Annotated in this window: 14 protein-coding genes and 1 tRNA gene; 6 read left to right on the top strand and 9 right to left on the bottom strand. The window is 72.0% G+C overall.

The genetic code is table 11. From position 1 onward, the window contains the following. Window positions 1–4 precede the first annotated feature (4 nt). Window positions 5–4,264 (top strand): translocation/assembly module TamB domain-containing protein, encoded by a 4,260-nt coding sequence (locus tag B2J86_RS06495; protein ID WP_173025008.1) that lies wholly within the window; start codon window positions 5–7, stop codon window positions 4,262–4,264. Between the two features lie 44 nt (window positions 4,265–4,308). Beyond that, window positions 4,309–4,383 (top strand) — tRNA-Arg (locus tag B2J86_RS06490). A 120-nt stretch (window positions 4,384–4,503) separates the two neighbouring features. Here the strand turns inward: B2J86_RS06490 and B2J86_RS06485 are convergent. The 6 genes from B2J86_RS06485 to B2J86_RS06460 form a co-directional block, all read right to left on the bottom strand. Next, a complete protein-coding gene (locus B2J86_RS06485; protein WP_173025007.1) occupies window positions 4,504–5,901 on the bottom strand; it encodes a phospholipase D-like domain-containing protein in 1,398 nt (465 codons plus the stop codon). Next, entirely contained in the window at window positions 5,898–7,256 is a 1,359-nt protein-coding gene (locus B2J86_RS06480; protein WP_169168629.1) for an ATP-binding protein, read from the bottom strand. Before B2J86_RS06480 ends, B2J86_RS06485 begins: the two co-directional genes overlap by 4 nt. Then, complete coding sequence (locus B2J86_RS06475) at window positions 7,253–7,912, bottom strand: response regulator transcription factor (RefSeq protein ID WP_169168630.1); 660 nt, start codon at window positions 7,910–7,912, stop codon at window positions 7,253–7,255. Before B2J86_RS06475 ends, B2J86_RS06480 begins: the two co-directional genes overlap by 4 nt. A gap of 200 nt (window positions 7,913–8,112) precedes the next feature. Next, window positions 8,113–9,609 (bottom strand): DegQ family serine endoprotease, encoded by a 1,497-nt coding sequence (locus tag B2J86_RS06470; RefSeq protein WP_173025006.1) that lies wholly within the window; start codon window positions 9,607–9,609, stop codon window positions 8,113–8,115. 152 nt (window positions 9,610–9,761) lie between these two features. Further along, window positions 9,762–10,124, bottom strand: coding sequence for an arsenate reductase (glutaredoxin) (gene arsC / locus B2J86_RS06465; RefSeq protein ID WP_169634279.1), 363 nt, complete (start codon window positions 10,122–10,124; stop codon window positions 9,762–9,764). 41 nt (window positions 10,125–10,165) lie between these two features. Continuing rightward, a complete protein-coding gene (locus tag B2J86_RS06460; protein ID WP_169634280.1) occupies window positions 10,166–11,845 on the bottom strand; it encodes an iron ABC transporter permease in 1,680 nt (559 codons plus the stop codon). A 161-nt stretch (window positions 11,846–12,006) separates the two neighbouring features. On the opposite strand from B2J86_RS06460, the gene B2J86_RS06455 reads away from it, so the two are divergent. After that, on the top strand, window positions 12,007–13,074 hold the full coding sequence (locus B2J86_RS06455; RefSeq protein WP_169168633.1) for an ABC transporter ATP-binding protein: 1,068 nt from the start codon (window positions 12,007–12,009) through the stop codon (window positions 13,072–13,074). A gap of 3 nt (window positions 13,075–13,077) precedes the next feature. Here the strand turns inward: B2J86_RS06455 and B2J86_RS06450 are convergent, their stop codons facing one another. Both B2J86_RS06450 and B2J86_RS06445 read right to left on the bottom strand, forming a co-directional pair. Beyond that, window positions 13,078–14,526, bottom strand: a complete 1,449-nt coding sequence (locus B2J86_RS06450; RefSeq protein WP_173025005.1) for a sensor histidine kinase — start codon at window positions 14,524–14,526, stop codon at window positions 13,078–13,080. Then, window positions 14,519–15,193, bottom strand: coding sequence for a response regulator transcription factor (locus B2J86_RS06445; RefSeq protein ID WP_169168635.1), 675 nt, complete (start codon window positions 15,191–15,193; stop codon window positions 14,519–14,521). Before B2J86_RS06445 ends, B2J86_RS06450 begins: the two co-directional genes overlap by 8 nt. 178 nt (window positions 15,194–15,371) lie before the next feature. On the opposite strand from B2J86_RS06445, the gene B2J86_RS06440 reads away from it, so the two are divergent. From B2J86_RS06440 to B2J86_RS06430, 3 genes are read left to right on the top strand one after another with little or no spacing between them, the layout of a single operon-like run. After that, window positions 15,372–16,385 (top strand): ABC transporter substrate-binding protein, encoded by a 1,014-nt coding sequence (locus B2J86_RS06440; RefSeq protein WP_173025004.1) that lies wholly within the window; start codon window positions 15,372–15,374, stop codon window positions 16,383–16,385. Then, window positions 16,382–17,203, top strand: coding sequence for an ABC transporter ATP-binding protein (locus B2J86_RS06435; protein ID WP_169168637.1), 822 nt, complete (start codon window positions 16,382–16,384; stop codon window positions 17,201–17,203). Before B2J86_RS06440 ends, B2J86_RS06435 begins: the two co-directional genes overlap by 4 nt. A gap of 21 nt (window positions 17,204–17,224) precedes the next feature. Further along, the gene (locus B2J86_RS06430) at window positions 17,225–18,079 is read left to right on the top strand and encodes an ABC transporter permease (RefSeq protein WP_169168638.1); all 855 of its coding nucleotides are present in this window, start codon (window positions 17,225–17,227) and stop codon (window positions 18,077–18,079) included. Between the two features lie 39 nt (window positions 18,080–18,118). Here B2J86_RS06430 and B2J86_RS06425 read toward each other — a convergent pair whose 3' ends face one another. Continuing rightward, entirely contained in the window at window positions 18,119–18,856 is a 738-nt protein-coding gene (locus B2J86_RS06425; RefSeq protein ID WP_169168639.1) for a 1-acyl-sn-glycerol-3-phosphate acyltransferase, read from the bottom strand. Window positions 18,857–18,867 lie beyond the last annotated feature (11 nt).

Below are 18,867 nucleotides of genomic sequence, written 5' to 3'. Positions count from 1 at the left end.
ACGCATGGCCACGCGCAAACCCACCCCTCCCGACGCTGGCGCGGACACGTTTGCCGCTGCCGCCAGCGGCCCGCCCCCGGCCAACCCCTTTGCGGCCGCCTCGGCCCGGCACGCGGCCGTGCCGCCGCGCCAGCGCCCGCGCGTCTGGCGTCTGGCCGCCGGCCTGCTCGCGCTGCTGGTGCTGTCCGTGGTGCTGCTGGGCGCAGGCGCCTGGATCTGGTCGGGCCGCGGCACCTCGCTGGCCGCCACGCTGGCGCAGGCGGCGCGCTGGCTGCCGCCCGACCAGCAGCTGCAAACGCGCGATGTGAGCGGCTCCCTACGCGGCGGCGGCACCATCGGCTGGCTGCGCTGGAGCAGCCCGACCCTGGCGGTGGAGGTGGAGGGCGCGCGCATCGGCTGGAGCCTGGCGCCGCTGTTGCAGCGCAGCCTGACGCTGGGCGAGGTGCACGCCGCCCGCGTGCGCATCACCTCGACCCCGAAGCCCGATGCGCCCCCACCCGAGCCCCTGGAGCAACTGGTGCTGCCGGTCCGCATCGACCTGCCGTTCAAGATCGACCTGCTGGAATGGGCCGGCCCCCCAGCGGTGCAGGCCCATGCGCTCGCAGGCCGCTACCGCTACGACCGCGTGCAGCACGCACTGACGATCGACGGCGTGGACCTGGCCCAGGGCCACTACAGCGTTGAAGCCACCGTGCAGGCCCGCGCGCCCATGGCCGTGAAGGCCACTGTGGAGGGCCAGGTGCAGACCGCGACGCCGGGCAGCGACCAGCCGCTGAAGCTGGCGGCCCACGCCACGGTGAATGGCAGCTTGGCCACGGCGGCCGCACGCCTGCAGGTGGCGGCCCAGCTGCGCCCGTCTGCCGCAGGCGCTGCTGCGGCCCCCGCACCGGTGCCCCCCGCGCCAGAAAAGCGCCCTCCGACCACCGCAAGAAATACCCGGACGGCTGCCGCCAAAGCCCCCGCTATCCCCCCGCCCCCGCCCGCCAATACCATGCAGGCCGACGTGCGCGCCGAGTTGGCGCCCTGGGCGGCGCAGCCACTGCGGCAGGCCAGCGCCGAGCTGCGCGCGCTCAATCTCGCAGCGCTGTGGCCTCAGGCCCCCGCCACCGCGCTGGACGGCAGCGTGCAGGCCGGTCCGCAGGACAGCGGCTGGCAGGTGGCAGCGCAGCTCAGCAACGCCCTGCCCGGTCCGTGGGACCAGGGGCGCCTGCCGGTCAGCGGCCTGGACGCCCAAGCGGACTACGACGGCGCGCGGTGGCGCGTCCCCCAGGCCGAGCTGCGCGTCGGCCACGGACGCATCACGGCACAGGGCAGCTACACGGTGGCGAGCAGCGCGGTCGAAGGCAGCGCTGACGTGCGCGCCCTGAGCCCCGCGGCCGTGCACACGCAGTTCGACGCTGCCCCCCTGAACGGCCAGTTGCGCGCGCAGGTGCAGGACGGCGCGGTGCGTTTTCAGGCCGACCTGCGTGCCAGCGGCCGCGCCGCGCCCGCGCGCGCGCCAGCCCGCAGGGCCGCCAGCGCCCCGCTGCGCATCCAGACCGTGCGCGCCAGCGGCCGCTGGGCTGCGCCGCAGCTGACGTTGCAGCAACTGGACGTGGATGCGCTGCAGGCGCAGCTGCGCGGCCAGCAGATCGAAGCCACGCTGGGCGACGCCCTGGCAGTGCGCGGCAAGCTGGCGCTCACCGTGCCGGGCGCCACCGCGCGCACCCAGGGCGAGCTGGGGCAGGCCAACGGCGCAGGCGAGCTGCAGCTCAACGTGGCCTCGGCCGAACGCGTGCAAGCCTGGCTGCAATCGCTGCCCGGCCTGTCCACGGCGCGGCAAGGCACCACCGTGCAGGGCCAGGCACGCCTGGACGCGCGCTGGCGCGGGGGCCTGCGCAGCCTGCAGCAGCAGCTGCACCACGCGGGCGGCGCTGCGGCGCCCAGCCCGGCGCGCGGCGAGACACCGTTCACGCTGCAGGCCACACTGAGCGCGCCCAGCATGGACATCGCCCTGCCTGCGCCCAAAGACAGCGTGGCCGCCACGCGCTTCCAGCTCAGCCGCTTCAACGCCCAGCTGTCCGGCGCGCTCGCGCAGGCTACGCTGGCGCTGGACGGGCAGGCCGTGCTCGGCGAGCGGCGCATCACCTTGAACACGCAGCTCAGCGGCGGCCTGGCCGCGTCCAGCGCCACGGCCGCGCAGTGGCGCGCCAATGTGGCCACGCTGCAGCTCCAACTGCAGGACGCCGCGCGGCCCGGCACCTGGGCACTGCGCCTGCAGGACCCCCTGGCGCTGACGCTGCGCCAGACGCGCGGCGCCGCTGCCAGCCACACCGTGGAAGCCGGCGCCGGCCAGGCGCAGGTCAGCGGCCCGGTACCCGGCGCCGTGGCCGTGCGCTGGCAGCCGCTGCGCTGGGCGCAGTCGGCCGAGGGGGGCATGCAGCTGCAAACCCAGGGCGAGCTGACCGGCCTGCCGCTGGCCTGGGTCGATGCGCTGGCCGCGCCGGGCGAGTCGCCGCTGGAGACGGTGGGCTTGGCGGGCAACCTGGTGTTCAACGGCCGCTGGGACGTGAACGCCGCCGACACGCTGCGCGCCAGCGCCGTGCTCGAGCGCGCCAGTGGCGACCTGCGCCTGCTGACCGGCGGCCCCGCCCCGGTCACCAGCGTGCGCAGCAGCGGCAGCCAACCCCAGCCCACCACCGCCACCTCCGCCGCCGCAGACGCCGACACCGCCGCCGGCGTGCGCGCGGCGCGCCTGGAGCTCCATGCCGAGGGCAGCCAGGTGCGTGCGCAACTGCAGTGGGACAGCGAGCGCGCCGGCGAGGTGGATGCCCAGGCCAGCAGCACGCTCACGCGCCAGGGCGGCGGCTGGACCTGGTCGCCCGACGCGCCTTTGAACGCGCGGGTGCGCGCCCGCCTGCCCGACGTGGGCGTGTGGTCGGCGCTGGCGCCGCCCGGCTGGCGCATCCACGGCACGCTGGACGCCGACGCCACGCTGAGCGGCAGCCTGAACGCGCCACAGTGGCAGGGCACGCTGGGCGCCGACCGCATCACCGTGCAGTCGCTGCTCGACGGCGTGGACCTGAAGGACGGGCGCCTGCGCGCAGCCCTGCGCGGCAACCAGCTCGACATCACCGAGCTGAGCCTGCGCGGCGGCCCAGGCAGCCAGGCGCGCATCGCCGGCTACAGCGGCAACCTGACGCGCCCGCCGCAGGACGGCGGCAGCCTGCAAGGCAGCGGCACCCTGCGCTGGGGCGTACCCCGCGGCGCGAACGCGGCCGGCGGCTCCGGGGTTGCACTGGACTTCACGGCGCAGCTGCGCGCGCTGCAGGTGCTGGTGCGCGCCGACCGCCAGGCCAGCGTCTCGGGCACGCTGCGCGCCGGCCTGCAGCAGGGCCAGATCACCGTGCGCGGCAACCTCACCGTGGACCGGGCGACCATCATCCTGCCCGAGGCCTCGACACCGAAGCTCGGCAGCGACGTCGTGGTGCGCTCGGCCGCCATCGACCGCGTCAACGCCGACAAGGCGCAGCGCGCCGGCCAGTCTGCCGCCCGCGCCCAGACCACCCGGGTGCCCGACATCGACGTCGCGCTCGACCTGGGCCGCGACTTTGCCTTGCAGGGCTTTGGCATCACCACCCGGCTCGAAGGCGCGCTGCAGGTGCGCGGCAGCAGCGTGGCCAGCGCCCCACCGCGCATCACCGGCGAGGTGCGCACCGTGCAGGGGCGCTACCGCGCCTGGGGCCAGGTGCTCGACGTGGAAACCGGCATTGCGCGCTTCAACGGTCCCTACAACAACCCCTCGCTCGACATCCTGGCAATCCGCCCGAACATCAGCGTGCGCGCCGGCGTGCAGGTCACGGGCTCGGCGCAGGCGCCGCGCGTGCGCCTGTATTCCGACCCCGACCTGCCCGACGCGGAGAAACTCTCGTGGGTGGTGGTGGGCCGCAGCACCGCGGGCGGCGGCGCCGAGGCTGCGCTGCTGCAACAGGCCGCGCTGGCCCTGCTGGGCGGCGGCGGGCGCGGCACCGGCAGTTTCGCCCAGCGCCTGGGGCTCGACGAAGTCGGCTTCAAGGGACCGGGCAGCGGCAACGACGCCAGCGGCGCGGCCATCACGCTGGGCAAGCGGCTCTCGAGCAAGCTCTATGTCACCTACGAGCAAAGCCTCTCGGGCGCGCTGGGCGCCATCTACATCTTCTACGACCTGTCCCAGCGCCTGACGCTGCGCGGCCAGACCGGCGTGCAGAGCGCGGTCGACATCATCTACACCGTGCCGACCGATTGAGGCCGGTCGGCCCCTCTGACCGGCGCCCTACAATACCGCGCGTCCTCCTCGTAGTTCAATGGATAGAACGAGTGCCTCCTAAGCGCTAGATACAGGTTCGATTCCTGTCGAGGGGACCACCAGACACCCATGGTCAAATCGGCCTCCGGCGCTTGGTACACAAGCGCCATAAGCTATCAAAATAGAAGCAACCCCGGGGCAGGGCCTTCACAAAGTCCCCGCCGCACCACCCCGGGACCTCACAGCTGAAACCCCACCGCCCGCACCACGCCCTCGAAAATGTCGCGCGCCCACGACGGGGGCCGCGCACGGTAGGGCTGGGCCAGCGCGCGCTGGTGCTCGAACCAGTCCGACAGCCACTGCGCCTCGCCCAGCCCGTAGAACGCGGCCATGGCCTCGTAGTTGAGGAACAGGCTGCGCGCGTCGAGGTTGAGCGAGCCGCACAGGGCCAGCTCGCCGTCGATCAGCACGGTCTTGGCGTGCAGCATGGTGGGCGCCAGCCACACCTCGCCGCCGGCGGCCACCAGCTGGCGCAGCGCGCGCTCGCGCGCCCAGTCGGCCAGGCGGTGGTTGGAGCGGCGCGGCAGCAGCAGGCGCACCTGCACGCCGCGCCGGCAGGCCAGGCACCAGGCGTCGAGCAGCGCGTCGTCGGGCACGAAGTACGGCGTGGCGGCCCAGATGCGCTGCTGGGCCTGGTAGGCGCCCGACATCAGCAGCGCGTGCAGCGTGTCGTCGGCATGGTCGGGGCCGCTGGGCACCCACTGCGCCAGCGCGCCGCCGGACCGCTCGGGCGCGACCGGCGGCGCCAGGATGCGCGCGGCACGGTGCGGGCGCCCGCGCGCGGCGCGCCAGTCGGTCCGGAACTGGGCCAGGGCCTGGGCGGCCAGCGGGCCGTGCACGGTGAAGCTCAGGTCGGTCCAGGCGGGCCGGCCGGGGCGGTCGGTGAAGTACTCGCTGGCCAGGTTGCGGCCGCCGCTCCACAGGCGCACGCCATCGGCCACGGCCAGCTTGCGGTGGTTGCGCAGGTTGGTGCGCCCGCGCAGCGGGTTGTGCAGCAGCGGCATGAAGCGGCGCACGCGCACGCCGCCCCCCGCCCACTGGCGCAGCACCGGGGCGGGCGTCTGCAGGCCGCCCACGGCGTCGAGCAGGACATGCGTGGTGACGCCGCGGCGCGCGCAGCGCAGCAGCGCGTCGGTGACGCTGCGGCCCACCGCGTCGTTGCCGAACAGGAAAGTGCACAGATCGAGGCTGTGCTCGGCCGAGTCGATCAGGCCGATCAGCGCCTGCAGCGAGGCCGCGCCATCGGCGTGGAAGGCGACGGCGTCGTTGGGCACGGCCGGTGCCAGCTCCATGCCCGAGAGCAGGCGCGTGGCCCAGGCCGGCGCGCCGGCGGGCATGTCCGCCGCGGGCGCGGGCGCGCGCTGGTGGCGCGCAGGGCGGGCGAACTTGCGCGTGCCAAACAGCAGGAACAGCGGCAGCGCCACGTACGGGAACGCGACCAGGCCCACGACCCAGGCCAGCGCCGTGGAAGGGTGGCGGCGCTGCTGACCGATGCGCGTGGCCATCACGTACAGCAGCAGGCTGGCGGCGACCAGCACCGCATGGCCCAGGCCCGACAGCAGCGCCAGCCGCGTCATGCCGCGCCCTGCGGGGCCGCGGCCCCGGCAAAGCGCACGGTCGCGCGCAGGCCGCCCAGGCGCGGCGAGGCGTCCAGCGCCAGTTCGGCGCCGTGGCGCTGCGCAATGGCCTGCACGATGGCGAGGCCGAGGCCACTGCCCTGGACCTCGCCGGCCTGGGCCTCTTCGCAGCGGTAGAAGCGGTCGAGCACGCGCGCGCGCTCGCCGGGCGCGATGCCGGGGCCGCTGTCTTCCACGGTGAGCACGACCGCGCCCGCGTCGGCACGGACGCCCACGTCGACGCGGCCGCCCGCGGGCGTGTACTTGACGGCGTTGTCGAGCAGGTTGCGCACCAGGATGCGCAGCGTCTCGCGCTGGCCGGGCACGGTGGCGGCGTCGGCCGCGCCCAGGCCCAGGTCGATCTGGCGCGCCTGAGCCGCGGGCATGGCATCGGCCAGGGCCAGGCGCGCCACCTCGGCAAGCGCCACGGGCTCGGGCTCGGACTCGGGTGCGGCGCCGGCCTCGCTGCGCGCGAGCTCCAGCAGCTGCGCGACCAGGCGGGCCGCGCGGTCGATGCCGGCCGCCAGGCGCGCCACGGCCACGCCGCGCGCCGCGTCGTCGCCCGCGCGCTGCAACCCTTGCACCTGCAGCTTGAGCGCGGCCAGCGGCGAGCGCAGCTCGTGCGCGGCGTCGGCGACAAAGTGCTGCTGCGCCGCAAAGGCCTGCTGCACGCGCGAGAACAGCAGGTTCAGCTCCTGCACCAGGGGCCGCACCTCGTCGGGCAGGTCGGCGTCGCTGACGGGCGAGAGGTCGTCGGCCTGGCGGCTGGCGACCTGGCGGCGCACGCGCTCGACCGGCGCCAGCGACCGGCTCACGACCCACCAGATGGCCAGCGCCAGCAGCGGCGCCATGAAGGCGATGGGCGCGGCCGTGCGCAGCGCCAGCGTGCGCGCCATGGCGCGGCGCGCCGCCATGTCCTGCGCCACCTGGATGACCTGGGCACGCGTCTGCACCGAAAAAACGCGGTAGGTCGTGCCGTGCGCGGCCACGTTCGAAAACCCGAGCACCGCGCGCTGCGGCAGCGCAACGCGCGCGGCCGACTCGAACACGCGCAGCCCATCGGCGGACCAGACCTGGACGACGAATTCGGTGTTCTCTTCCTCGTGCGCCGGCGCTCCGCCTGCGCCGCCGCCCGCGGGCAGGCCCGAGCGCAGCGCCAGCGCCATCTGCTGCATGTGGTAGTCGAAGATCTCGTCGGCCTCGGCCAGCGCCGTGCGGTAGGCCACGGCCACCTGCGCCAGCGCGGCCAGCGCGATGGCCGCCAGCAGGAACGCCAGCAGGCGCGTGCGCAGCGAGTGGGACAGCGGCAGGCTCATGGCTTGGGCACCATGTAGCCGACGCCGCGCACGTTCAGGATCAGCGCGGCGCCGAGCTTTTTGCGCAGGCCGTGGATGTAGACCTCGACGGCGTTGCTGTTGATCTCGTCGCCCCAGCCATAGAGCTTTTCTTCGAGCTGGCTGCGCGAGAGCACGCTGCCCGGGCGCGCCAGCAGCGCTTCGAGCACGGCCCACTCGCGCGCCGACAGCCCCACCGGGGCGCCGTCCACCGCGGCCTCGCGCGTGGCCGGGTCGATGGCCACGCCCTGGTAGGTGTAGGCCGTGTCGGAGCGGCCGGCGGCGCGGCGCAGCAGCGCACGGATGCGCGCCAGCAGTTCGTCGAGGTCGTAGGGCTTGAGCACGTAGTCGTCGGCGCCGGCGTCGAGCCCGGCGATGCGCTGGGCCACTGCGTCGCGCGCGGTGAGCACGAGCACCGGCGTGCGGTTCTTGCGCGCGCGCAGGGAACGCAGTACCTCCAGTCCGTCGCGCCGGGGCAGGCCCAGGTCGAGCAGCACGAGGTCATAGGCCTGCGTGCGCAGCGCCGTCTCGGCCAGGTCGCCATCGCGCACCCAGTCCACGGCGTAGTGCTCGGCGCGCAGCAGGTCCTGCACGGCCTCGCCGATCATGGCGTCGTCTTCCACCAGCAACAGTCGCATGGGCCCACCTTGTCCAGTGCTGCGCCCCGGCCGGCCGGGCGGCCGCGGGGCACACCCCAGCATAGCGTGCTGCGGGCCAAGCGCGCGCACCGAAGGCAAAAACCATAGCTGCCCGCGCTGGCTGGCATTGCGCTGCGGCCTGTTTTGGCTTGAAACCGTGCTGCCCTGCCCCCGACCCCGGGCGGCGGCGCTGCGGGCGCTCAGCCGATGCGAACCGGCACGAAGATCTTGTTGCCGTCGCGCAGCACCAGCAGCGCCACCGTCTTGCCGGCCTTGGCCACGGCCGCACGCACCTGGTCCACGCTGCGTGCCGGCGTTCCGTTGATGGCCAGCAGCACATCGCCGCCCTGCACGCCCGCGTTGGCGGCGGGGCCGCTCGCGTCTTCGATCAGCAGTCCGGAGTCGACGCCGGCCTCGCGCTTTTCTTCGGTGGCCAGGGGCCGCAGGGCCAGGCCCAGCTTGCCCTGGTCCGCGGCCTGCGCGGTGCGCTCGGCCTTGGCCGCCTTGTCGCCGGCGTCACCCAGCGTGGCGGTGAGCTGCTTGCCCTGGCCCTGGCGCCAGATGTCCAGCTGCACCTTTTGCCCCGGCAGGGCCTGGCCGATCAGGGCCGGCAGATCGCCCGAGGCCACGATGGGCTTGCCGTCGAGCCGGCGGATCACGTCGCCCGGCTCCAGCCCGGCCTTGGCCGCAGGGCTGCCCGGTTCGACGCTGGCCACCAGCGCGCCCTCGGGCTTGTCGAGCTTGAACGAGTCGGCAAAGGCCTGGTTGACCTCCTGCACCGACACGCCCAGCTGCGCATGGCTGGCCTGGCCGGTCGCCAGGATCTGGTCCTTGACGCGGCTTGCGACCTCGATCGGTATCGCGAACGACACGCCCTGGTAGCCGCCGCTGCGGCTGTAGATCTGCGAGTTGATGCCCACGACCTCGCCGCGCGCGTTGAACAGCGGGCCACCCGAGTTGCCGGGGTTCACGGCCACGTCGGTCTGCAGGAAGGGCACGAAGCCGTCGTCGGGCAGCGAGCGGCCCTTGGCGCTGACGACGCCAGCCGTGACGCTGTTCTCGAAGCCGAAGGGCGAGCCGATCGCCAGCACCCATTCGCCCACGCGCAGGTCGCTTGTGCTGCCCAGCTTGACCACGGGCAGGTTCTTGGCATCGATCTTGAGCACGGCCACATCGGTCCGGGGGTCGGTGCCCAGCACCTTGGCCTGGAACTCGCGCCGGTCCGTGAGCTTGACGCTGACATTGGTGGCGCCGTCGACCACGTGGGCGTTGGTCAGGATCACGCCATCGGGGCTGAGGATAAAGCCCGAGCCTTCGCCGCGCGTGGGCACCGGGCGCTGGTTCGGCATGCTGCCGGGCATGCCGAAGCGGCGGAAGAATTCATAGAACGGGTCGTTCGGGTCCATGCCCGGCACGCCGCGCCGCTGGGCGCCGGCGCCCTCGCCGCCGTCGAGTGCGGTTTTGGTCATGCCACTGACGCTGATGTTGACCACGGCCGGGCCATTGCGCGCGGTGATGTCCGAAAAGTCGGGCAGCGCCATCGGGGCCGGCGCCGCAGCGGCGGCCACGGGCGCAGCGGGCCCCGCAATGGCGTGCGCGTGCATGCCGCTGACCAGGCCCGCGCCCGAAGCGCCCACCACGCCGGCGGCGACCAGGGCCAGCACCAGGCGGCGGGGAGAAGAAAGCAGGGAGTTCATGGTGTGTGCCTTTCCAAAACAGGAGCAATGGAAGGCAGTCTGAACCGGCAGACTTAGGCGAGGCTTAGACCGTTTGCCAGGCTGTGCTGGCATCCAATGTGATAGCAGCCAGCGCTTGCCCAGACAGCGCCCGTAGCCAAAAAGACCCCGAATCACAGCGGGGGCAGCAGCTCCAGCACGCGCTCGGGCGGGCGGCACAGCAGCGCGCCGCGCGGCGCCACGACGATGGGGCGGTTGAGCAGCTCGGGGTACTGCACCACGGCGTCGAGCAGCTGTGCCTCGGTGCAGGCGGCATCGCCCAGGCCCAGCGCCGCGTAGGCCGCCTCCTTGCTGCGCAGCAGCTCGCGCAGCGGCACGCCAGTGGCCGCCACCAGGGCCTGCAGGGCGGCGCGGTCCAGCGGGGTCTTCAGGTAGTCGACGATGCGCGGCGCCAGGCCGCGCTCCTGCAGCAGGGCCAGCGCGGCGCGCGAGTTGCTGCAGCGCGGGTTGTGGTAGATCGTGATCTGGTCGTCCATGGACGGGCTCCCCTCAACAGGTCAAAAAATCCAATGCCGGCTCAGGCCACGAGCGAACGCGTCTCGTCCACGGCGGCCTCCTGCGCGCTGCCCGCGTCCACCGCTGCGGCGGCGCCGGCGCGTGCAGGCGGGGGCGCGGCGCGCAGCGTGCGGCTGAGCAGCAGCACCGGCAGCAGGCCCACGGCCACCAGCGCGAGCGAGGGCAGCGCGGCCTCGCCCAGGCGCTCGTCGCGCGCGAGCTGGTAGGCGACCACGGCCAGGGTGTCGCTGTTGAACGGGCGCAGCACCATCGTGGCGGGCAGCTCCTTCATCACGTCGACGAACACCAGCAGCGCGGCGGCGGCGGTGGAGCGCTTGAGCAGCGGCCAGTGCACCTGCGCCATCAGGCGCGCGCTGCCGGCGCCCAGCATGCGGGCCGAATCGTCGAGGCTGGCGGGAATGCGCGCATAGCCGCTTTGCACCGACTGCAGCGCCACGGCGCAAAAGCGCACCAGGTAGGCCCAGACGATGCCCACCGCCGTGGTGGTGACGAGCGCGCCCACGCCCCACTGCGGCGCGGCCTGCTGCAGCCAGCCCACGGGCAGCAGCAGCCCGACGACGATCACCGCGCCGGGCACGGCATAACCGAGGCTCGCCAGTTGCACCACGCCGCGCGTGGGCAGGTCGGGGCGGCGGCGCACCGCAAAGGCCAGCGCCAGCGCCACGGCCACGGCCAGGCCGGCGGTGATGCCGCCCAGGCGCACGCTGTTCCAGGCCCATTCGACGAAACGGTCCCAGGGCAGCACCGACCAGTCGGACGCCAGCGGCCGCAGCATGAAGGCCACCGGCGCGAAGAAGCCCATGAGCACGGGCAGCGCGCACACGCCCCAGGCCAGGGCCCGCGCCGCGCCGCGCAGGGCCACGGGCTGGGCCTCGGTGGCGCCGGCGTGGCCCGCGCCCTTGGCGGTGAAGCGCATGCGCCGCTCGGCGCGGTGCTCCAGCCACAGCAGCAGCACCACCAGCGCCAGCAGCATGGTGGACAGCTGGGCGGCGGCGGTGCGGTTGTCCAGCGACAGCCAGGCCTTGAGGATGCCGGCGGTGAAGGTCTGGATGCCGAAGTAGCTGGTGACGCCGAAGTCGGCCAGGGTTTCCATCAGCGCCAGCGCCACGCCGGCGGCGACGGCCGGGCGCGCCAGCGGCAGCGCAATGGTGGCGATGCGGCGGGACAGCGGCGCGCCCAGCAGGCGCGCGGCCTCCATCAGGTGCGCCGCGCGCTCGCCCAGCGCCGAGCGCGCCAGCAGGTACACATAGGGGTAGAGCGCAAAGGTGAACACCCAGATCGCGCCCCAGAGGCTGCGCACCTCGGGCAGCAGGCGCCCCTCGAGCCCGAAGGCCTCGCGCAGGCCGACCTGCAGCGGGCCGCTGAACTGCAGAAAGTCGGTGTAGGCATAGGCCGTGACGTAGGCCGGCATGGCCAGCGGCAGCAGCAGCAGCCACTCGAACACGCGCCGCCCCGGGAACTCGAACAGCGTCACCGCCGCCGCCGTCGCCGTGCCCACCACGGCCGCCCCCACGGCCACCCACAGGCCCAGCCACAGCGTGGTCCACAGGTAGCCGGGCAGCACGGTGGCGGCCATCTCGCGCAGGATGGCGCCGCTGTCGGCCTCGGCCAGGCCCCAGGGCAGCCAGGACGCCAGCAGCGCGAGGATGGGCAAGGCCAGCAGGCCCGCCAGCAGCATCATGGGAAGGGCGCGCGCGGGTGCAGTGGAGCGGGGCAAGGGATGGACTCGGTGGGAAATCGGACGGGCGCAGACGCTGGCGCAGCGCACGGTGGGGGACGCCCCCGCTGCTCAGCAATGCAAATGCGAATTCTAAGCATTCGCCCCGCCCTACAATGGCAAGCATGTTTTTGGCGGTCAACCAACTCGACGTGCGCTATGCCGGACAGGCGCAACCGGCCGTGCGCGGCGTCACGCTGGGCCTGCGCGCCGGCGATATCGGCGTGCTGATCGGCCCCTCGGGCTGCGGCAAGACCACGCTGCTGCGTGCCGTGGCCGGGCTCGAGCCCGTGAGCGCCGGCACCATCCACCTGGGCCAGCAGCTGGTGGGCAGCCCGCGGCACAGCCTGGCGCCCGAGGAGCGGCGCATCGGCATGGTGTTCCAGGACTACGCGCTGTTCCCGCACCTGAGCGTGGGCCGCAACGTCGCCTTCGGCATTCACACCCTGCCGCGCGCCGAGCAGGCCGCGCGCGTGGCCGAGGTGCTGCAGCTCGTCGGCCTCGAGGGCAGCGAGGGGCGCTTTGCGCACGAACTCTCGGGCGGCCAGCAGCAGCGCGTGGCGCTGGCGCGGGCCCTGGCGCCGCGCCCGCAACTGATGCTGCTCGACGAGCCCTTCTCCAACCTCGACGTGGACCTGCGCGAGCGCCTGGCGCACGAGGTGCGCGGCATCCTGAAAGAGGCCGGTGCCACGGCGCTGTTCGTCACGCACGACCAGCTCGAAGCGTTTGCCATCGGCGACGTGATCGGCGTCATGCACCACGGCATGCTGCACCAGTGGGACGATGCCTACACGCTCTACCACCGCCCGGACACGCGCTTCGTCGCCGACTTCATCGGCCACGGCGTGTTCGCGCCGGCCACGCTCGAGCAGCAGGACAGCGGCGTGGTCGTGCACACGCCCCTGGGCGACCTGGCCAACCTGACCGAATGCCCCCTGCCCTCGCTCTACCCCGGCGGCGAATGCGACCTGCTGCTGCGCGCCGACGACATCGTGCACGACGACGACGCGCCAGTGAAAGCGCAGATCCTGCGCAAGGCGTTTCGCGGCTCCGAATTCCTCTACACCCTGCGCCTGGCCAGCGGCCAGACCATGCTGGCCCATGTGCCCAGCCACCACGACCACGAGCTGGGCGAGTGGATCGGCATCCGTGCGCAGATGGACCACGTGGTGACCTTCGCGCGCGAGATCTGAGCCTCAAGCCGCAGCAAAGCGCACCGTTGCCCGCAGGCCATGGATCTCGTGCGGGTTGCTCGACAGTTTCACGCTGGCGCCATAGGCGCGCGCGATCTGCTGCACGATGGCCAGCCCCAGCCCGGTGCCCTCGGTGTCGTGCGAAGCGCGGTAGAAGCTGTCGAATACGCGCTCGCGCGCCTCGGACGCAATGCCCGGGCCGTTGTCCTCCACCCACAGCTCGACGACCGCACCGTCGTGCGCGTCCCAACGGCGCACCCCCACGGTGACGCGGCCGCCCTCCTGCGTATAACGCAGCGCGTTGTCCAGCAGGTTGGCCGCAAGCGCATCGAGCAGGGCCGTCTGTGCCATCACCAGGGCGTGCGCCGGCGCGGCCGCCAGGTCCAGTCCCAGGTCGATGCGCCGGCGATCGGCCAGCGCGGCCAATTGCTCCACGGCGCGCAGCGCCACGGCGGCGAGATCGACCGGTTCGAGCTGGGTGTGGGCATCGCTGTGCTCGGCCTGGGCCAGCAGCAGCAGCTTGTTGGTCACATCGATCAGCCGGCGGTTGCTGGTCTGCATGGCCAGCCACAGCGCATCCATGTCCGCGCGCCGGGTGTCCCATTCCTGCCGGTGCTGGCGCATGTAGCGCGCGTACTCGATCTGCGAGGCCTGCAGCGCCAGCGGCGTGCGCAGCTGGTGGGCGGCGTCGGCAATGAAGCGCCGCTGTGCCTCGGAATGCGCCTTGAGCTGCTGCACGAAGTGGTTGAGGGTGTCGGCGATCGGGCGCAGCTCGGTGTGCAGGCTGCCTGCGTCCACCACGAGGTCCAGGTGCAGCGGGTCGCGCTGCGCCAGCTGTCGGCCAAGCCGCACGAGCGAGCGCAGCTCCAGCGTCAGGGCCAGGGTGGCGAGCGCAATGGCCAGCAGCAGCGCCACCAGCAAGTACTCCATCGTGGGCCACCACAGCCGGCGCAGCATGTGGTCGCGGCTGGCAGTGGTCTTGCCCACGGCAATGGTGATCTCGCGCGCACCTGCCACGTCGAACATCGAGCGCGTCGTGATGACCGCGCGCAAAGGCAGGCCCTCTAGGCGCGTGTCGTACCACTGCGCATGGTCCACGCCTTCGGGCCGGCGCTGCGCGGGCAGCGGGAAATCCGGCGAGCCCGCCAGCAGCTCGCCCGCGGCGCTGGTCACGCTCAGAAAGACGCGGTCGCGGTCGGGCGATACGAACAGGCTCAGGGCCGAGGGCGGCACACTGGCCTGCACATTGTCGTCTTCCCAAATCAGCCGGTCGGCCAACACCTTGGCGGAAGACAAAAGGTCGTGGTCTTGCACATAGTCGGCCACCGCCGCCGCGTTGCGCCAGCTCAGATAGCCGCACAGCGCCACGAACACCGACAGCGGCAGCAGCAGCCACAGCGCCAGGCGCAGGCGCAGGCTGGCCCGAACGTGCGGCCCGAACAGCTCAGCCATCATCGCGGGTGCGCAGCAGGTAGCCCACGCCGCGCAGAGTGATGATGGTGGCCTCGCTGGCCTCGAGCTTCTTGCGCAGGCGGTGGATGTAGAGCTCGAGCGCATCGGCGCTGGGTTCGTCGTCCAGGCCAAAGATGCTGTCGATCAGCACCTGCTTGGGGACGGTGCTGCCGGCCTGCAGCACCAGCGTCTCGAGCACGCTGCGTTCGCGCGGCGGCAGCGCCAGCTCGACGCCCGCCAGCGCGAACTGCCGCGTACGCAGGTCGTAGTGCAGATCGCCGCAGGCGATGTCGTTGGTCTTGCCCGGCATTTGCCGGCGCACCAGCGCCTTGATGCGCGCCACCAGCTCGCTCGCTTCAAAGGGCTTGACCAGGTAGTCGTCGGCGCCGATCTCCAGGCACAGCACCTTCTGGTCGAGCGAGGCACTGGCCGTCAGGATGATCACCGGCACGGCATCGCCGCGTTCGCGCAGCCGCCGCAGCACGGCCTTGCCCGAAAGCTGCGGAAGGTTCAGGTCGAGCAGCACCACGTCGTAGCGCGCCCGCAGCAGCAACAGGTCGGCGGCGTCGCCCTCGGCTACATGGTCGACCACGAAGGCCTGCTCGCGCAGCAGGCTGGCCAGCCAGTGGGCGAGCTGCAGGTTGTCTTCAATGAGCAGGAGCTTCATGGCATGGGCGGGGCGGCGACCGATTCTAGGAGCCGGTGCCATCCAGCGTCTTGGAATCAGGGTTAACCCCAGCAAATGCCGCAGTGCAGCGAAAGCTGGCCGAAGGGTACGGCTTTCTAGACTGGATTCGTCCTGCGGCCGCTGCGCGCAGGTTGTCTCTCGCACCCCAGGAGTCACCATGACCGCCTCACGCCGTACCCTGCTGGCCGCCGCCCTCTGCACCGCCCTTGCCGCGGCCACGCCGTGGGCGCAGGCGGCCGATGCGCCCCTCATCATCATGGTGGGTGGCATCAACAAGATCATCTACCTGCCGGCCAAGCTGACCGAGGCGCTGGGCTATTTCAAGGACGAGGGACTGGCGGTGGAGCTGCAATCGCAGCCGGCTGGCGTCGACGCCGAGAACCAGCTGATCGCCGGCGCCGTGCAGGGCGTGGTGGGCTTTTACGACCACACCATCGACCTGCAGAGCAAGGGCAAGGAGATCGAGGCCATCGCCGTGTTCTGCAAGGTGCCGGGCGAGGTCGAGATGGTGTCGACCAAGGCGGCCCCCACGTTCAAGTCAATGGCCGATGCCAAGGGCAAGACGCTCGGGGTGACCGGCCTGGGCTCGTCGACCGAATTTCTGACGCGCTACCTGGCCGCGCGCCAGGGTGTGGCCTCGAAGGACTATTCGCTGCTGCCAGTGGGCGCCGGCAACACCTTCATCGCCGCCATCAAGCAAGACCGCATCCAGGGCGGCATGACGACCGAGCCGACGGTTTCGCAGCTGCTCAAGAGCGGCGACGCCAAGGTGCTGGTGGACCTGCGCACCGAGCAGGGCACGAACGCGGCGATTGGCGGGCTGTACCCGGCCGCCAGCCTCTACGTGCAAAACGCATGGGCCGCGTCCCACCCGGAGCAGGCCGGCAAGCTGGCCCGCGCCTTTGCCCGCACCATGGCCTACATCCACAGTCACACGGCCGAGCAGATCACCGAGCTGGTGCCGCGCGACTACTACGGCAGCGACAAGGAGCTGTATGTGCAGGCGCTCAAAGCCTCGCTGCCCATGTTCACCACCGACGCGAAGATGCCCGTCGGCGGCCCCGAAACCGTGCTCAAGGTGCTGGCCACCTACAAGCCACAGGTCAAGGGCAAGAACATCGACCTGTCCAAGACCTACACCAACGCCTACCTGACAGCCCGGCAGCCATGAAAAACGATCTGCCCGCAGACACGGCGGCCGCCAGCGTGGCCGCGGCATCGGCCATCGACTTCCACGATGTGTCGCTGCGCTTCATCTCGCAGGACGGCAATGCCACGGTGGCGCTGCGCAACTTCAGCATGTCGGTGGCACGCGGCGAGTTCGTGGCCATCGTCGGCCCGACGGGCTGCGGCAAGTCGACCACGCTGAACATGGTCACCGGCCTGCTGCGCCCCACCGTGGGCGAGGTGCGGGTGATGGGCCAGCCGGTCACCGGCATCGACCCGCGCATTGGCTTTGTGTTCCAGGCCGACGCCGTATTCCCGTGGCGCAGCGTCGAAAACAACGTCGCCGCCGGCCCGCAGTTCCGGGGCAAATCCCACAAAGAAACCATGGCGCTCACACAGCAGTGGCTGCAGCGCGTGGGCCTGTCCAAGTTCGCCCAGCACTACCCGCACCAGCTCTCGGGCGGCATGCGCAAGCGCGTGGCGCTGGCGCAGACCTTCATCAACCAGCCCGAGATCTTGCTGATGGACGAACCCTTCTCGGCGCTCGACATGCAGACCCGCACGCTGATGCAGGACGAGCTGCTCAAGCTGTGGTCGGGCACCGGTGGCTCGGTGGTGTTCGTCACGCACGACATCGACGAGGCGATCGCGCTGGCCGACCGCGTGTTCGTGCTGTCGGCGCGCCCGGGCCGGCTCAAGCGCGTCTACGACATCCACCTGCCGCGCCCGCGTGCCATGTCCGAGGTGCGCTACGACCCGCGGTTCATCGCGCTGTCCCGGCAGATCTGGGACGATTTGCGCGAAGAGGTCGTGATCCAGTAAAGCCCGCCACCGGAGCCTTCCATGACCGATCTTGCCCTGCCCACCTCTCTCAGCGACGAGGCGCTGGCGCGCGAGTCCGCCGCGGCGCAAGCCGGCATGCGCCGCTACCGCCACATGATCATCGGCCTGCGCGTGCTGGTGCTGGTGCTGGTGCTCGGCGGCTGGGAACTGGCTGCCGCCCGCAAGTGGATAGACCCGTTCTTCTACTCCCAGCCCTCGCTGATCTGGGCGCAGATCGTTGAATGGACGCGCGACGGCACCTCGCAAGGCCCGCTGTGGGTGCAGGTGGCGGTGACGCTGGAGGAAACTGTGATCGGCTTCCTGATCGGCGGCATCGGCGGCATCGTTTGCGGCATCCTGCTGGGCCGCAACAAGCTGCTGTCGGACGTGTTCAGCCTCTACATCCAGATCGCCAACTCGATCCCGCGCGTGGTGCTGGGCTCGGTGTTCGTGATCGCGCTCGGGCTGGGCATGGCGTCCAAAGTGGCGCTGGCCGTGGTGATGGTGTTCTTCGTCGTCTTCGGCAACGCCTTCCAGGGCGTGCGCGAGGCCGACAAATACCTGATCGCGAACGCGCGCATCCTCGGCGCCTCGCCGCGCCAGGTCACAACGTCGGTGGTGATTCCATCGGCCATGTCGTGGATTCTGGCCAGCCTGCACGTGAGCTTCGGCTTTGCCCTGGTGGGCGCGGTGGTCGGCGAATTCCTGGGGGCGAAGCAAGGCATCGGCCTGCTGATCGCCACCGCGCAAGGCGCCTTCAATGCCAGCGGCGTGTTTGCCGCCATGATCGTGCTGGCGGTGGTGGCGCTGGCGGCAGACTACCTGCTCAGCCAGATCGAAAAACGCTTGTTGAAATGGCGGCCGGCGGCGTTTTGAGCCTCCGTGCCCACGGCTCTGAGCCCGCACTCACTGGATTCAGCCTTGGCGCAGTCCGTCCACCATGCGCTGCAGGTGCGCGCTCCACGCGCGCCGGTCCCGCCCCTGCGCGTGCTGCGGCGTACCGTAGTGCACGACCGCCATGAGGGGCGGCGCACATGCGGTGCGCCAGATCGAGCCCAACAGCGTCTCGTCGCCCGCATAGCTGGGCGCATGGCTGACGGCGCCCGAGGCACGGTCGACGAAGCGCAGGCCCACCGGCAGCACGGGCGCGTCGGCCGACACCGCCGCCTGCAGCAGGTTGGCATGGAAGGGCAGCAGGCTGCGGCCGTCGCCCGTCGTGCCCTCGGGGAACACGGCCAGCACCTCGCGGGCGCGCAGCGCGTCGGCCATCTGGTGCACCACGCGCATTGCGTCGCGCCGCGTGCCGCGTTCGAGGTAGAGCGTGCCCGCGGCCGTGGCCAACGCGCCGATCAGCGGCCAGCCCTGGACGTCGGATTTCGAGACAAAGCGGCAGTGGCGCGCCGCGTGCATGACCGTGATGTCGAGCCAGGAGAGGTGGTTGGCCACCAGCAGCACGGGGCCGGCGAGCGGCGGCTGGCCGCGCACCTGCAGCGCAATGCCCAGGTGGCCCAGCAGCGCCATCGACCAGGCTTGCACATGCACGCCCTGCTGGTCGGGCGACAGCCGTGGAAAGCGCAGCGCCACGGTCCACAGCCCGATGCCGATGTGGCCGAGCACGCGCAGCAGGCGCCAGCAGGCGCACAGCTGCCTCATGCGCGGCCCCG

This window comes from Acidovorax sp. SRB_14, assembly GCF_012932145.1.
Lineage (GTDB): Bacteria > Pseudomonadota > Gammaproteobacteria > Burkholderiales > Burkholderiaceae_C > Simplicispira.
This window is presented reverse-complemented; position numbering and strand designations above follow the sequence as displayed.

Coding starts and splice junctions, on each gene's coding strand:
- B2J86_RS06450 (WP_173025005.1), bottom strand. CDS start 14,526: ATGGCTGAGCTGTTCGGGCCGCACGTTCGGGCCAGCCTGCGCCTGCGC.
- B2J86_RS06470 (WP_173025006.1), bottom strand. CDS start 9,609: ATGAACTCCCTGCTTTCTTCTCCCCGCCGCCTGGTGCTGGCCCTGGTC.
- B2J86_RS06480 (WP_169168629.1), bottom strand. CDS start 7,256: ATGAGCCTGCCGCTGTCCCACTCGCTGCGCACGCGCCTGCTGGCGTTC.
- arsC (WP_169634279.1), bottom strand. CDS start 10,124: ATGGACGACCAGATCACGATCTACCACAACCCGCGCTGCAGCAACTCG.
- B2J86_RS06455 (WP_169168633.1), top strand. CDS start 12,007: ATGTTTTTGGCGGTCAACCAACTCGACGTGCGCTATGCCGGACAGGCG.
- B2J86_RS06495 (WP_173025008.1), top strand. CDS start 5: ATGGCCACGCGCAAACCCACCCCTCCCGACGCTGGCGCGGACACGTTT.
- B2J86_RS06485 (WP_173025007.1), bottom strand. CDS start 5,901: ATGACGCGGCTGGCGCTGCTGTCGGGCCTGGGCCATGCGGTGCTGGTC.
- B2J86_RS06440 (WP_173025004.1), top strand. CDS start 15,372: ATGACCGCCTCACGCCGTACCCTGCTGGCCGCCGCCCTCTGCACCGCC.
- B2J86_RS06460 (WP_169634280.1), bottom strand. CDS start 11,845: ATGATGCTGCTGGCGGGCCTGCTGGCCTTGCCCATCCTCGCGCTGCTG.
- B2J86_RS06475 (WP_169168630.1), bottom strand. CDS start 7,912: ATGCGACTGTTGCTGGTGGAAGACGACGCCATGATCGGCGAGGCCGTG.
- B2J86_RS06430 (WP_169168638.1), top strand. CDS start 17,225: ATGACCGATCTTGCCCTGCCCACCTCTCTCAGCGACGAGGCGCTGGCG.
- B2J86_RS06435 (WP_169168637.1), top strand. CDS start 16,382: ATGAAAAACGATCTGCCCGCAGACACGGCGGCCGCCAGCGTGGCCGCG.
- B2J86_RS06445 (WP_169168635.1), bottom strand. CDS start 15,193: ATGAAGCTCCTGCTCATTGAAGACAACCTGCAGCTCGCCCACTGGCTG.
- B2J86_RS06425 (WP_169168639.1), bottom strand. CDS start 18,856: ATGAGGCAGCTGTGCGCCTGCTGGCGCCTGCTGCGCGTGCTCGGCCAC.